Genomic DNA, 14484 nt, shown 5'->3' on the forward strand with positions numbered 1-14484 from the left:
CCAGCCGCGTGTCCGCGGCAGGAGGATTTCGCAGTTGTCCTACGACGCTAGCTCAATCACCGTACTCGAGGGGCTTGAGGCGGTTCGCAAGCGCCCGGGTATGTATATCGGCTCCACCGGTGAGCGCGGTCTTCACCATCTCGTCCAGGAGATCGTGGACAACGCGGTGGACGAGGCCCTGGCAGGTTACGCGACCAAGATCGACATCACGCTGCTCGCCGACAACGGCGTCCGCGTGGTCGACGACGGCCGAGGCATCCCCACCGGCATCCACCCGGTGGAGAAGATCTCCGCGGTCGAACTGGTGCTGACCACGTTGCACGCGGGCGGCAAGTTCGACAGCCAGTCGTACGCGGTCTCCGGCGGCCTGCACGGCGTCGGCTCGGCCGTCGTCAACGCGCTGTCCACCGCCATGGAGGTGGAGGTCAAGCAGAACGGCCACTACTGGCGCCAGCGCTACGAGATGTCCAAGCCCACGGCCCCCCTGGCCAAGGGCGAGGAGACCGACGAGACCGGCACCACGATCACGTTCTGGCCCGACCCCGACGTCTTCGAGACCACCACCTGGAACTACGAGACGCTCTCGCGGCGCTTCCAGGAGATGGCCTTCCTCAACAAGGGCCTGACGATCTCGCTGATCGACGAGCGCCCCGACCACATCAACGGCGAGCCCCACTCCGTCTCCTACCACTACGAGGGCGGCCTGGCCGACTTCGTGCAACACCTCAACGCCAAGAAGGAGCCGGCGCACGCGTCGATCATCTCCTTCGAGGAGGAGAGCGACGGCCTCGCGGTCGAGATCGCCATGCAGTGGAACAACTCCTACTCGGAGTCGGTCTACAGCTTCGCCAACGTCATCAACACCGCCGAGGGCGGCACCCACGAGGAGGGCTTCCGCGCGGCGCTGACGTCCATCGTCAACCGCTACGCGCGCGAGCAGAAGTTCCTCAAGGAGGGCAAGGACGACAACCTCTCCGGCGAGGACGTCCGCGAGGGGCTGACCGCGATCATCTCGGTCAAGCTGTCCGACCCGCAGTTCGAGGGTCAGACCAAGACCAAGCTCGGCAACACCGAGGCGAAGTCGTTCGTCCAGAAGGCCTGCAACGACCACCTGCGCGACTGGTTCGAGCGCAACCCCGGCGAGGCCAAGGACATCATCAACAAGTCCTTGCAGGCCTCACGCGCCCGCATCGCGGCCCGCCAGGCGCGCGACCTGACCAGGCGCAAGTCGCTGCTCGAAGCGGGCAGTGGGCTGCCGGGCAAGCTGGCCGACTGCCAGTGGAACGACCCGGAGAAGTGCGAGCTGTTCATCGTCGAGGGCGACTCGGCCGGCGGCTCGGCCAAGGGCGGCCGCGACTCGCGCTTCCAGGCGATCCTGCCCATCCGCGGCAAGATCCTCAACGTCGAGAAGGCGCGGATCGACAAGGTCCTGAAGAACAACGAGGTCCAGGCGCTGATCACCGCCCTGGGCACCGGTGTGCACGACGAGTTCGACATCACCAAGCTGCGCTATCACAAGGTCATCCTCATGGCCGACGCCGACGTCGACGGGCAGCACATCAACACGCTGCTGCTGACGCTGCTGTTCAGGTTCATGAGACCACTGATCGAGGCAGGTCACGTCTACCTGTCGTGCCCGCCGCTGTACAAGATCAAGTGGGACCGGAAGGGCGAGGACGCCTCCTACGCCTACTCCGACAGCGAACGCGACGCGGTCATCGCCGAAGGCATCGCCAACGGTAAGCCCGACCCGCGGCCCCGCGACAACGTACAGCGCTTCAAGGGACTGGGCGAGATGAACGCCGGCCAGCTCTGGGAGACCACGATGAACCCGGAGACCCGGCTGCTGCGCCTGGTCACGCTCGACGACGCGGCCCAGGCCGACGACCTGTTCAGCGTGCTGATGGGGGAAGACGTGGAGGCGCGGCGCGACTTCATCATCCGCAACGCGCGCGACGTGCGCTTCCTCGACGTTTAGCCACAAGAAGGACCTTTACCTGTGACGGACGTGAACACCACTCCCCCGGCTGACCGCATCGAGCCTGTGGACATCCAGTCCGAGATGCAGCGCAGTTACATGGACTACGCGATGTCCGTCATCGTGTCCAGGGCGCTGCCTGACGTGCGCGACGGGCTCAAACCGGTGCACCGGCGGGTGCTCTACGCGATGTACGACGGTGGCTACCGTCCCGACCGCGGCTACTTCAAGTGCGCCCGCGTCGTCGGCGACGTGATGGGCACCTACCACCCACACGGCGACACCTCGATCTACGACGCGCTGGTCCGCCTGGCGCAGTCGTGGTCGCTGCGATATCCGCTGGTCGACGGGCAGGGCAACTTCGGCTCGCCCGGCAACGACCCGGCGGCGGCGATGCGCTACACCGAGTGCAAGCTCGCGCCCATCGCCATGGAGATGCTGCGGGACATCGACAAGGAGACCGTCGACTTCCGCCCCAACTACGACGGCAAGTCGCAGGAGCCCGACGTCCTGCCGGCGCGCATCCCGCAGCTGCTGGTCAACGGCTCGGGCGGCATCGCCGTCGGCATGGCCACCAACATCCCGCCGCACAACCTGCGCGAGGTCGCCAGCGCGGTCAAGTGGGCCCTGGAAAACCCCGAGGCCAGCGAGGAAGAGCTGCTCGAAGCGGCCATCAAGCTGGTCAAGGGGCCCGACTTCCCGACCAAGGCGCTGATCGTGGGCCGGCGCGGGATCGAGGACGCCTACCGCACCGGGCGCGGCTCGATCACCATGCGGGCCGTGGTCGAGGTCGAGGAGGACAAGGGGCGGCAGGCTCTGGTCGTCACCGAGCTCCCGTACCAGGTCAATCCCGACAACCTGGCGCTGAAGATCGCCGAGCTGGTGCGTGAGGGCAAGCTGACCGGCATCGCCGACGTCCGCGACGAGAGCTCGTCGCGGGTCGGGCAGCGCCTGGTCATCGTGCTCAAGCGCGACGCGGTCGCCAAGGTCGTGCTCAACAACCTCTACAAGCACACCCAGCTCCAGGACACCTTCGGCGCCAACATGCTGGCGCTGGTGGACGGCGTGCCGCGGACCCTGCGGCTCGACCAGTTCATCCGCCACTACGTGGCGCACCAGATCGAGGTCATCGTCCGCAGGACCCGCTACCTGCTGCGCAAGGCCGAGGAGCGGGCCCACGTCCTGAGCGGCCTGCTGAAGGCCCTGGAGCGGCTCGACGAGGTCATTGCCCTGATCCGGGCCTCCGAGTCCGCCTCGCACGCCCAGCAGGGCCTGATGGCGCTGCTGGAGATCGACGAGATCCAGGCGCAGGCCATCCTCGACATGCAGCTGCGCAAGCTGGCCGCCCTGGAGCGGCAGGCCATCCAGGACGAGTTCGACTCGCTGATGAACCAGATCGCCGAGTACAACGCGATCCTGGCCAGCGAGAGCCGCCAGCGGGAGATCGTCAACGACGAGCTCGCCGAGATCGTCGGCCGCTACGGCGACGAGCGCAAGACCGAGATCATCGCGTACGACGGCGACATGTCGATCGAGGACCTCATCGCCGAGGACGAGATCGTCGTCACGATCACCAGGGGCGGCTACGCCAAGCGCACCCGGACCGACCTCTACCGGGCGCAGAAGCGCGGCGGCAAGGGCGTGCGCGGCGCGCAACTGCGCCAGGACGACATCGTCGACCACTTCTTCGTCACCACGACGCACCACTGGCTGCTGTTCTTCACGAACAAGGGCCGGGTCTACCGCGTCAAGGCGTACGAGCTGCCCGACGCCGGCCGCGACGCGCGGGGCATGCATCTGGCGAACCTTCTCGCCATGCAGCCCGACGAAACAGTCATGGAGGTTCTCGACCTACGCGACTACAACGTCGCCCCCTATCTCGTCCTCGCCACCCGCAGCGGGCTGGTCAAGAAGACGCGCCTGTCCGAGTACGACTCCCCCAGGTCCGGCGGTCTGATCGCGATCAACCTGCGGGACGACGACGAGGTCATCGGAGCCCGCCTGGTCTCCGAGTCCGACGATCTGCTGCTCGTCTCCAAGGGCGCGCAGTCGATCCGGTTCACCGCCTCCGACGAGGCCCTGCGGCCCATGGGGCGGGCGACCAGCGGTGTCATCGGCATGAGGTTCCTCGAGGGTGACGAACTTCTGGCCATGAATCGCATCGCCGACGGTCAAGATGTGCTTATCGCCACGAAGGCTGGGTACGCAAAACGGACGCCAGTGGATCAGTATCCGGTTCAAGGACGTGGCGGTAGAGGTGTGCTGACTGCGAAAATCGTATCTTCCCGTGGCAAGCTGGTCGGAGCCGTCATGGTCAACCCAGAGGACGAGGTCTTCGCGATCACGTCCGCCGGCGGGGTGATCCGGACGAGTGCCGGCGAGATCAAGCAGTCCGGCCGCCAGACCATGGGAGTGCGATTGATGAATCTCGCCGAAGGCGACAGCGTGGTAGCCCTCGCCCGGAACGCGGAGTCCATGGAGACTCCGATGGAGAGTGAGGAAGACGGGGGAGGAGAGTAAATCATGAGCGCCCAGGGTGGCACCGCCAGGACAAAGGCGGCTGCGGGTAACGGTCAGCAACCGAAGAAACCCGCAGAGACCGAAATATTCACGCCGGTCGAGGAAGGCAAGGACACCTCGCCCGCGCAGGGCCGGCCCCTGCCCGGCCCGCAGGAGGCCGGCAAGCCCGCGCCTCCTCCTCAGCCCGGCCCACCGCCAGGTGGCTCCGGCGGGCCTGGTGGCCCGCCGGAGGGCAACGACACCGTCCGGTTGCGTCCGTCATTGGCCACCGAGGCCCCGCCGGCCATCGAACTGCCCAAGAAGAAGTCGTCCAACTCCGCGGGGGGCCGGCTCCCCCGCAAGGCCCATCTGGTCCTGCGCCGCGTCGAGCCGTGGTCGGCCATGAAGTTCAGCTTCGTGGTCTCCCTCGTCTGCTTCGTGGTGCTGTTCGTGGCCGTGGCCGTCCTGTACGGCGTGCTGTCGGCACTGGGCGTCTTCGACTCCATCGTCGACCTGGTCAACCAGCTCGGAAAGGGCGAGCAGGGCCAGAGCTCGATCCCGATCGACATCGCCACGTGGTTCGAGCCGGTGCGCATCCTCGGCTACACGGCCCTGATCGGGGCTGTGAACGTCGTCCTGATCACGGCCCTGGCCACCTTGGGCGCGGTCATCTACAACATCGCCTCCGACCTGGTGGGCGGCGTTGAAGTGACGTTCAGCGAGGCCGAATAGGCATGAAGGCTCGCGCCGCGCGCACGGATCGCGCGGCGCGAGCAGCCTGCCGGACGCGGTAAGCTCTTCTCGTCCGAACAACCGGTTCGCCTCACTGGGGCGAATGCGATAACGTTCGGTGTGCGAGCGGGGCTATAGCTCAGACGGTTAGAGCGCTTCCCTGATAAGGAAGAGGTCCCAGGTTCAAGTCCTGGTAGCCCCACCAGAGGAAAGCCCCGAAGCGATCAAGCTCCGGGGCCTTTTTACTGCAACTGGTACTGCAACGGGCTCACTCGAACAGCCCGTGTCCATCTTGATCGCATCTTCCCGGCTGTCTCCGTCGCCGTGGGTGTAGATCCCCATCGTGACCGAGATCCGGCTGTGCCCGAGGATCTCCATCGCACACGTGGTGAGACTCCGAGCTTCTTGAGTAACGAGGCAGCGGTATGCCTCAAGTCGTGCACGCGAGTGGTGCGGAGTTTCGCCGCCTTGACGATTCGAGCGCGCGAGGTTCGATCGGAAGCCCTGATCTCGTGGTGAAGACCAGACCTGTGTCCGTCCAGCCGTCCCCCGTCTGCTCTCGCATGATCTCTTGCCCGCGACGCTGGATCTCCAGGGCTTCCCGGGCGATGTCGAGCAGGAGAAGCGATCGCTTGCCCGCGTCCGTCTTCACCGGCCCATGGTGCAGTCCCCTGCCCACCCGGACGAGCTGCCGGCGGATGTGCACGTGCCCCTCGGCGAAGTCCACATCCATCAAGCAGAGCCCGAGAGCCTCACCGCGCCGCGAGCCCTCCGCACGACGTGAATCGTCCCGATGGCGTGATCTCCGATGAGCATGCCATTCAGGACCGCCCTGGCGTGACTTGGACTTCATGTTGTCAATCTTCGCCCGCGCCTCGTCAGCGGTCTTGCCAATGAACCGTCTTGCGGGAGCAGGGGAGTTTGGCCCATGGCCACCAACCCTCGGCCTGCTCCCCGCGGGTCACGGATTTGATCAGCAAGTATCGGCAGGGGGGTCTCCCGGACATCGACCCGTCCACCCCTGATCCGCCACAATCACCGAGTCGGTTCTAGCGAAGGGAGCGCAAGGTGACACCCGGGGATGTGGTGCAGCACACGAAGCGGATCGTGATCACGGCCGGTGCCGCATTCGGTAAGACTGACCGCTTCAGGGCCCGTGGGGAAGGCCTGGGGCTTTCGCGCTGGCCGTTCTACTTCGGTGCACGCGCAGGAGTGCTCGGCAATGTGGACGCCGAGGTGGTGACCGCAGCTTGCGGTTTCTTCGCGCCCGAACTGGTCCGTAACGCGTGGGACACCGCACGGGCCGTCATTCCGCTCAGCAGCATTGTTGAGGCAGACGTGGAGGAGTGCACGCACTGGGCACGGACCACATACGGAGACCTGCCCGAGCTTGATCAGTTAGCCGACCTGGCCGAACACGTGGTGGAGGCAGCCGAACCAACCGACCGCCCGCTCTTCGCTGCGTGGCGATCGCTTACGGTGGCCGATGAGGACCCGGCATCCCGGGTCGGCCTCGCATTGCTGCGGTTGCGCGAACATCGGGGGGCCTCACATCTGATCGCCATCCATGAGCATGGCCTCACCCCGCTCGGAGCCATCCTCGCCGGACCGGGCGTCGACAAAGCGAGGGCGAGTGGATGGAGCGGACCATGGCCGTCAATGTCGACGACCGACCGCATAGCCCTCGCCGGAGCAGACCAGCGAACAGATGAACTTGCCGCCGCGCCGTATGCCGCCCTGACGCCGGCGGAGCGAGTCCACTTCGTGCGGCTTCTCGGCCAGGTTCATGACGCCTACCAGCGTAGACAGCAGGAACAGGCGTGAAAGATCATCAACGCTGGCGTGCAACTGGTTCCAGTCGTTGACGCTGCGTCGTCCGCGGTAGGGCTCAGGGGTCGACGTCGAGGAAGATCCACTCCTCGTAGCGGTGGCCTGCCCCGGGTGGCGGCGAGCCGTCCGGGACCGAGATGACGACCTCGTTCACGTACTCCGTCGACGGGCCTTTGTCGTAGACCGTGTTCTCGAGGACCTGGGTGCACAAGGCCAGGAGGAGCAGCGTGCCCGCGATCACGGCTCAGCGGGTGAGGCGGCGGCGGGTCGCCCTCGTCAGGGGCTCGCTTGGGGGTCGGGGCGCGGCCGGTGGGCGGTCCAGGACGGAGGGTTCGGGGGTGAAGCGCTTGAGGTCCGCGGCTGTGGGGGTGCCGAGGATGGGTACGGGGGCCGGCCGTCCGACTGGGAGCTCGGGGCCAAGAGCGGCGCGAGTGATGGGGATGGTGGGCGGTGGTTGGGGGTGGGGTCGGGTGGTGGTGTTCCGGGGGCGGCGTCGTGCTGCCAGGAGTGCCGCCACTAGCGCCACCGGGAGTGCCACGGCCGCCGCTGAGGCCGCTGCGAGGGTGAGCCGGGCTGCCCGGGAAGTCGTTAATCGCCGCACGTCCGGCAGGGTAGCCGGTTTCGATCATCATGGAGATCACGAATGGGGTGGGACGTGCGGGCGTTGGTTCTGACGGGGGGTCCGGCAGCGGGCAAGAGTACGGTGGGGCGTCTGGTCGCCGGGGAACGGCCGTTGGCCGCCTTCATCGACGTTGACGATGTTCGCCATCTGGTCGTCAGTGGGCATGCCGCGCCGTGGGAAGGCGCCGAAGGGCTGCGGCAGCGGCGGCTGGGGGTGCGTAACGGGTGTGCGGTGGCCGGGAACTTCCTGAGAGACGGCATCGACGTGGTGATCGCGGATGTGCTGACGGACGCGACCGCTGAGCTGTATCGGGAGCTCCTGCCTGGGGTGCTGATTCTGGAGCTCGTGGTGGAGGTCGGTGAGGCGGAGCGGCGGGCGGGGACTCGGGCTGCGCATCTGACAGCTGCGGAGTTTCGTATGTTGCACGAGCGGCAGGGCGAGTTCACGGTGGGTGATATTCAGGTGGATACGACACGGTTGTCCGTTCGGGAGGTTGTCGCGCGGGTGATAGAGGTCTGGGTCTCCCAGAATCAGTGATCTCGGCTGTTGCTCAGGTGACGATGGGGGCGCACAATCCACGGGTAACGCCCATTCCGCGCCTCCCCTAGGAGCGTTCATGAGCAGAGTTGCTTTGATCACCGGCGCGGCGAGTGGCATCGGGGCCGCCGTGGCGCGGCGGCTGGCCGCAGGCGGGGCCGACTGTGTGCTGGTCGATCGGGACGCCGAGGGCGTCGAGCGGGTCGGCAAGGAGGTCGGCGGTGTGTGGGTGGTGGGTGACGTCAGCTCCGAGGAGACGTCGGTACGAGCTGTGGCGCTCGCCAATGAACGCTACGGCCGCTTGGACCTCGTGCATCTGAACGCCGGCACTAATGGTGGCGTCGACTTCTCCGCGTTCGACGCCGAGCGGTACCGGACGGTGATGGGGATCAACGCCGACTCCGTCGTTTACGGCGTCGCGGCGGCGCTTCCGCTGCTCAAGAGCTCCGGTGGTGGCTCGATCGTGGTCACGTCGTCGATGGCGGGGCTGGTCGGGTTCGGCCCTGACCCGATCTACTCGATGAGCAAGCACGCCGTGATCGGGCTGGTCAGGGCGCTCGTGGAGCCGCTGGCCGCGGCGGGAGTCAGGATCGGTGCTGTCTGTCCTGGTTTCACCGATACGCCGTTGATCGCGCCTGCCAAGGACTTCCTGCTGGCGGCCGGGCTGCCGATGATGACCGCCGACGAGGTGGCGGAGGCCGTGGACGGGCTGTTCCGGGACGAGTCGTCCGGGACCGTGCTGGTGGTGCAGAGCGGGATGGAGCCGACGCCGTACCGGCACGCGGATCTTCCGGGACCGACCGGCTGACGGCGAGGCTCAGCTGGCGGGGCGGTCGCGGCGGCGGGTTCAGTTAGCGGGGCGGTCGCGATGGGTACGGCGGCGGGAGATGCCGTAGAGGCCGCCGGCCAGGGAGAGGCCCACGATCGCGATGAGGCGGATCACGTCGGGGCCGCCGGTAACGGCGAGCTCGCCGGTGGGCGGGATGAGGAAGCCGGTGGCCAGCGCCCAGGCCGAGACGCCCGTCACCGCGGCGGCCCACAGGTCGGCGGCGGCCAGCGCGTACGCGCATCCGGCCAGGCCCATCACGAAGAACCGCAGCTCGAACTGGGCGGCCGGAATCAGCACCGCGGTGATCGCGCAGGCCGCGACCGCCACGAAGAAGCCGATGCCGATCAGGAGCTCGGTGGGGCGTGAGGTGGCGGGTTTGAGGCTGCGGAGGGGCATGAATCCCCATTCAAGGGTGAGATGGTCTTCAGGGCAAGCGATCCCGGGTGTTCATGGGGATGGCTTTTTGCGGCGGCGGAACACCAGGAGGAGTGTGCCGGCGACGAGGCCGAGTGCCACGGTGGCCAGGCCCGAGCTGCCGAGTGTCGGGCGCGGGCCGAGGGCCGAGGTGAGTGGTCCGCCGAGGGCCGTGCCGATCGGTGACGCGGTGAGCAGTACCGCGCTGCGGGCGGCGAGCATCGCGGTCAGGTGCTGCGGCGGCGCCTTCGCCTGCATGAGCGTCACCGAGAGCGCCACGAACGGGCCGTAGATCATGCCCCCGAGCGCGAAGCCCGCGACGGTGACGGGCACCGGCACGTCGAACCAGAACGGCAGCAGGCACAGCCCCCAGCCGATCACGACACCGATCGTCACGGGCCAGAGCGGCAGGTGCCGCAGCGCGCCGGTCGCGAGCCCGCCGAGCATCGCGCCGATGCCGAACAGCATCCAGTACAGGCCCAACAGGGTGCCGGGCGCGTGCAGGTCGCCGGTCACGTGCAGCGGCAGGGCCACCTCGACGGGGCCGTACAGGAAGTTGAAGAACCAGGTGAGGGCGAGCAGGCCGAACAGTTCGGGGTGGGAGCGCAGCAACGCGAGGCCGCCGCGGGCGGCTGCCCGATCGACGGGTGACACGTGGGTGTCAGGGTCCGAGTCGGGCAGCGGGCCGGCGGGTGACACGTGCGCGTCGGGGTCCCGTTCTGGCAGCCGGGTCCGTACGACGAGCACGGCGAGGAACGCGTACGTCAGGGCGTCCAGGCCGAGGACGAGGGCCGCGTCCATGTACGTGACCAGCACCCCGGCGATCGCGGGACCGGCGATCGTGGCGGCGAGAGTGAGCGAGCTGAGGAGGGTGTTGGCGGCGAGCCGCTGCTCCCCCGGCAGCAGCTCGGCCAGCAAGGTGAACTTGCCCGCACTGCCCCACGCGTGCAGCAGGGATGAGAGGGCGAGCAGTGTCACGTACAGGGGCAAAGAGAGCAGACCGGCCAGCCAGCACAGCGGCACGGCGCCGAGGAGCACGCAGCGCAGCGCGTTGTCGGCGAGCAGCAGCCGCTTGGCGGGCACGCGGCGCAGCAGGCGGCCGAACGCCAGCGCCCCGACCACCCCGGGCAGCGTGGACGCGGCCACCGCGGCGCCCACCCACAGGCCCACGCTCCCCTGCGGCGCCAGCTCGATGGCGAGCCAGGCGACGGCGACGAAGCTCATGCCGTCGCCGAGGTAGGAGACGCCGAAGCCGAGGGTGAGCCGCCGGAACAAGCGGTTGGCCAGCACCGGACGGTAGGCGGAGGGAACCCGGATCAGGGGCATCGGCGCCTCAGGCACCGGGGGGTGCGGGTGGGGGGCAGCGGCATCGGGCGGCTCGGGTGGTGGGCGGCGGGACGGTACATGGGGCGGCTCAAGCCTGGGGGCGGACCCAGGCGAGGGCGGATCGAGCGCTCAAGGACACGGCGGCTCAGGCGCCGACGTACTCGGCGAGGTGCTCGGCCGTGAGGGTGGAACGGGCCGCGACGAGGTCGGCCGGGGTGCCTTCGAACACGATCCGCCCGCCGTCGTGCCCCGCTCCGGGCCCGAGGTCGATGATCCAGTCGGCGTGCGCCATGACCGCCTGGTGATGCTCGATCACGATGACCGACTTGCCCGCGTCCACCAGCCGGTCGAGCAGGCGGAGGAGTTGCTCGACGTCGGCGAGGTGGAGGCCGGCGGTGGGCTCGTCGAGGATGTAGACGCCGCCGCGCTCGGCCATGTGGGTGGCCAGCTTGAGCCGCTGCCGCTCGCCGCCGGACAGCGTGGTGAGCGGCTGCCCGAGGCTGAGGTAGCCGAGCCCGACGTCGGCGAGCCGGCCGAGGATGGCGTGCGCGGCGGGGGTGCGCGCCTCCCCCGCGCCGAAGAACTCCGCGGCCTCCTCGACCGACATGGCCAGCACCTGGCTGATGTCGCGCCCGCCGAGCCGGTGGTCGAGCACCGAGAGGTCGAACCGCTTGCCCTCGCAGTCTTCGCAGGTGGTGGTCATGCCGGCCATCATGCCGAGGTCGGTGTAGATGACGCCGGCGCCGTTGCAGCCGGGGCAGGCGCCCTCGGAGTTGGCGCTGAACAGTGCCGGCTTGACGCCGTTGGCCTTGGCGAACGCCTTGCGGATCGGGTCGAGCAGCCCGGTGTAGGTGGCCGGGTTGCTGCGCCGCGAGCCGCGGATCGCGCTCTGGTCGATCGACACCACGCCCGCGCCCGCCGGGATGGACCCGTGGATGAGCGAGCTCTTGCCGGACCCGGCCACGCCGGTGACCACGACGAGCACGCCGAGCGGGATGTCCACGTCGACGTTGCGCAGGTTGTGCGTGGTCGCGCCGCGGATCTCCAGCGCCCCGGTGGGCTTGCGCGTCTTCTCCTTGAGCGTGGCGCGGTCGTCGAGGTGGTGGCCGGTGATGGTGTCGCTGGCCCGCAGCCCTTCGACGGTGCCTTCGAAGCAGACGGTGCCGCCCGCCGTGCCGGCGCCGGGGCCGAGGTCGACGACGTGGTCGGCGATGGCGATCGTCTCCGGCTTGTGCTCCACGACCAGCACCGTGTTGCCCTTGTCGCGCAGCCGCAGCAGCAGGTCGTTCATCCGCTGGATGTCGTGGGGGTGCAGCCCGATGGTGGGCTCGTCGAAGACGTACGTGGTGTCGGTGAGCGAGGAGCCGAGGTGGCGGATCATCTTGACGCGCTGCGCCTCGCCGCCCGACAGCGTGCCCGAGGCGCGGTCGAGGGAGAGGTAGCCGAGCCCGATCTCCACGAACGAGTCGAGGGTGTGCAGCAGCTTGCCGAGCAGCGGCGCGACCGACGGCTCGGCCAGGCCGCGGATCCACGTGGCGAGGTCGGTGATCTGCATGGCGCACGCCTCGGCGATGTTGACGCCGCCGATCCGGGAGGAGCGGGCCTCCTCGCTGAGCCGGGTGCCGTCGCAGTCGGGGCAGGTGGTGAACGTGACCGCCCGATCCACGAAGGCCCGGATGTGCGGCTGCATCGACTCGCGGTCCTTGGCGAGGAACGTCTTCCTGATCTTGGGGATCAGCCCCTCGTAGGTGAGGTTGACGCCGTCGACCTTCACCTTCACCGGGTCCCGGTAGAGGAAGTCCTGGAGCTCCTGCTTGGTGTAGTCGCGGATCGGCTTGTCCGGGTCGACGAAGCCGGACTCGGCGTAGACGCGTACGGTCCAGAAGCTGTCGGACTTCCAGCCGGGGATGGTGAACGCGCCCTCGGTGAGCGACTTGGAGTCGTCGTAGAGCTGGGTGAGGTCGAGGTCGGAGACCGCGCCGCGGCCCTCGCAGGTCGGGCACATGCCGCCGATGCGGGTGAAGCTCGCCTTCTCGGTCTTGCGGTTGCCGCGTTCGACGGTGATCGCGCCCTTCGCGCGTACGGTGGGCACGTTGAAGGAGAACGCCTGGGGCGAGCCGATGTGCGGCTGCCCGACCCGGCTGAACAGGATGCGCAGCATCGCGTTGGCGTCGGTGGCGGTGCCGACGGTGGAGCGGGGGTCGGAGCCCATCCGCTGCTGGTCGACGAGGATGGCGGTGGTCAGCCCGTCGAGCACGTCGACCTCCGGCCGCGCCATCGTCGGCATGAAGCCCTGGACGAACGCGCTGTAGGTCTCGTTGATCAGCCGCTGCGACTCGGCCGCGATCGTGCCGAACACCAGGGAGCTCTTGCCCGACCCCGAGACGCCGGTGAACACCGTGAGGCGGCGCTTGGGCAGCTCGACGCTGACGTCCTTGAGGTTGTTGACGCGGGCGCCGTGCACGCGGATCAGGTCGTGGCTGTCGGCGACGTGCTGCTCGGACGACTGCTGAGGGGGCGTGCTCATCGTTTCTCCATCGTGTCGGGGGCTGCCTGGGCGGTTCCCGCCGGCGTTGACTCGAATTTAACCAGCTATGAGCGATATGTCCGTTTGGCTTCCGCTCCCGCCGCGAAGCGGAAGCGGAAGCGGGCCGCTCACTTGTCCTGCAGCAGCCCGAGAACGTTGCCGTCGGGATCGGTGAACGTGGCCACCACACGAGTGCCGCCCACCTTGCGCGGGGCCGACTTCACGGTGGCGCCGGCCGCGGTCACCTCCGCCAGTTTGGCGTCGATGTCGTCGACCTGCCAGTAGACCGTGGGCGAGGACAGGTCCTCGGTCTTGCCGCCGGGCACCAGCCCGATCTGCTCGTTGTCGCACTCGAAGCCGACGTAGTAGGGGTCGTCGATCTGCGGCTGGAAACCGAGCAGCGCGGCGTAGACCGCCTTGGCGGCCTCGATGTCGGACACGGGGTGCAGCACGGTCTTGATGCCCTGGGCGGAGGTCATGCTCGCTCCTGGATTCGTGGGTTCACCAGCCCGGAGACGGTGCTCCGGGCTGTTCGTGACCTTCACGCTAGGGGCGGGGCGAGGGGTGGCGCTTCTCGAATCCTGCTCGCTTGGTTTCGCCCTCCGCGAGCTGCTCAGCGAAGGGCTCAGAGGGAGAACGTCATCGTGCCCGCGCCGTGGACGCCGGTGATCCCCCGGGTGGCGCAGGTGCTCACGTTCGAGGTCGGGGTCGCGGTGCCGGCGGTACGGGCGCCCGCCAGCGGACCCTTGACGATCCTGCCGCTGAGCAGCATGTCGCCGGGGTTGTGGCTGCGTACCTGACCGGCCTCCGGGCGCAGGGCGGACACGCCCGCCTCCCGGCCGTCCGCGCCGTACCAGGTGATCTGGCCCTTGCCACGGATGTTCTGCACGCCGGTGCAGAAGGCACGGCCGGATCCGTGGACGGTCAGGCGGCCGGAGCGCAGGTTCGCCGCGGACGGAGCGGTGCCGGAGCAGCCGGTGAGAACGAGCGTCCCCTGGGCGGTGACCGTACGCGGGAGGAAGCCCACGGCCGGCGTGAACGTCACCGGCTGCCCGGCCGCGGTGCTGATCCGGCAGGTCAGGACGGTCTGCGTGGCCTGCGTGGACCCGCGCGTGGACACCGGCGGCGCAGCCGCGGCCATGCAGGCGACAGCGGCGAAAAGAATCTTGGACATGTTCGTGCTCCCTCGG

At 68.4% G+C, this 14484-nt stretch carries 13 protein-coding genes and 1 tRNA gene; 8 read left to right on the plus strand and 6 right to left on the minus strand.

The window, feature by feature from the left end:
• The first annotated feature begins 34 nt into the window (after positions 1 to 34).
• The 6 genes from gyrB to ABFX54_RS27070 all read left to right on the plus strand — a co-directional run bounded on the left by gyrB (position 35) and on the right by ABFX54_RS27070 (position 7033).
• Positions 35 to 1978 carry a DNA topoisomerase (ATP-hydrolyzing) subunit B gene (gene gyrB, locus ABFX54_RS27045; RefSeq protein WP_346109223.1) on the plus strand — a complete coding sequence of 648 codons (1944 nt, stop codon included), beginning with the start codon at positions 35 to 37 and terminating at the stop codon, positions 1976 to 1978.
• A 21-nt stretch (positions 1979 to 1999) separates the two neighbouring features.
• Positions 2000 to 4498, plus strand: a complete 2499-nt coding sequence (gyrA, locus tag ABFX54_RS27050; RefSeq protein ID WP_346109225.1) for a DNA gyrase subunit A — start codon at positions 2000 to 2002, stop codon at positions 4496 to 4498.
• Positions 4499 to 4501: 3 nt separating this feature from the next.
• The gene (locus ABFX54_RS27055) at positions 4502 to 5209 is read left to right on the plus strand and encodes a DUF3566 domain-containing protein (RefSeq protein ID WP_346109227.1); all 708 of its coding nucleotides are present in this window, start codon (positions 4502 to 4504) and stop codon (positions 5207 to 5209) included.
• 128 nt (positions 5210 to 5337) lie between these two features.
• Positions 5338 to 5414, plus strand: a tRNA-Ile gene (locus ABFX54_RS27060).
• A gap of 366 nt (positions 5415 to 5780) precedes the next feature.
• A complete protein-coding gene (locus ABFX54_RS27065; protein ID WP_346109229.1) occupies positions 5781 to 5993 on the plus strand; it encodes a hypothetical protein in 213 nt (70 codons plus the stop codon).
• Positions 5994 to 6277: 284 nt separating this feature from the next.
• Positions 6278 to 7033, plus strand: a complete 756-nt coding sequence (locus tag ABFX54_RS27070) for an SCO6745 family protein (protein WP_346109230.1) — start codon at positions 6278 to 6280, stop codon at positions 7031 to 7033.
• Between the two features lie 64 nt (positions 7034 to 7097).
• Here the strand turns inward: ABFX54_RS27070 and ABFX54_RS27075 are convergent, their stop codons facing one another.
• Entirely contained in the window at positions 7098 to 7280 is a 183-nt protein-coding gene (locus ABFX54_RS27075; protein ID WP_346109232.1) for a hypothetical protein, read from the minus strand.
• A gap of 492 nt (positions 7281 to 7772) precedes the next feature.
• Here ABFX54_RS27075 and ABFX54_RS27080 point away from each other — a divergent pair, with 492 nt between their 5' ends.
• Both ABFX54_RS27080 and ABFX54_RS27085 read left to right on the plus strand, forming a co-directional pair.
• The gene (locus ABFX54_RS27080; protein ID WP_346109233.1) at positions 7773 to 8198 is read left to right on the plus strand and encodes a hypothetical protein; all 426 of its coding nucleotides are present in this window, start codon (positions 7773 to 7775) and stop codon (positions 8196 to 8198) included.
• Positions 8199 to 8277: 79 nt separating this feature from the next.
• On the plus strand, positions 8278 to 9006 hold the full coding sequence (locus tag ABFX54_RS27085; protein WP_346109235.1) for an SDR family NAD(P)-dependent oxidoreductase: 729 nt from the start codon (positions 8278 to 8280) through the stop codon (positions 9004 to 9006).
• Between the two features lie 39 nt (positions 9007 to 9045).
• Here ABFX54_RS27085 and ABFX54_RS27090 read toward each other — a convergent pair whose 3' ends face one another.
• The 5 genes from ABFX54_RS27090 to ABFX54_RS27110 form a co-directional block, all read right to left on the minus strand.
• On the minus strand, positions 9046 to 9423 hold the full coding sequence (locus tag ABFX54_RS27090; protein WP_346109237.1) for a hypothetical protein: 378 nt from the start codon (positions 9421 to 9423) through the stop codon (positions 9046 to 9048).
• A gap of 51 nt (positions 9424 to 9474) precedes the next feature.
• A complete protein-coding gene (locus ABFX54_RS27095) occupies positions 9475 to 10767 on the minus strand; it encodes an MFS transporter (protein ID WP_346109238.1) in 1293 nt (430 codons plus the stop codon).
• A gap of 145 nt (positions 10768 to 10912) precedes the next feature.
• Positions 10913 to 13294, minus strand: a complete 2382-nt coding sequence (locus tag ABFX54_RS27100) for an ATP-binding cassette domain-containing protein (RefSeq protein WP_346109240.1) — start codon at positions 13292 to 13294, stop codon at positions 10913 to 10915.
• 128 nt (positions 13295 to 13422) lie between these two features.
• Positions 13423 to 13773 carry a VOC family protein gene (locus tag ABFX54_RS27105; RefSeq protein WP_346109242.1) on the minus strand — a complete coding sequence of 117 codons (351 nt, stop codon included), beginning with the start codon at positions 13771 to 13773 and terminating at the stop codon, positions 13423 to 13425.
• A 146-nt stretch (positions 13774 to 13919) separates the two neighbouring features.
• Positions 13920 to 14468, minus strand: coding sequence for a hypothetical protein (locus ABFX54_RS27110; RefSeq protein ID WP_346109244.1), 549 nt, complete (start codon positions 14466 to 14468; stop codon positions 13920 to 13922).
• Positions 14469 to 14484 lie beyond the last annotated feature (16 nt).

The sequence above is a fragment of the Nonomuraea maheshkhaliensis genome (genome assembly GCF_039529435.1).
Lineage (GTDB): Bacteria > Actinomycetota > Actinomycetes > Streptosporangiales > Streptosporangiaceae > Nonomuraea > Nonomuraea maheshkhaliensis.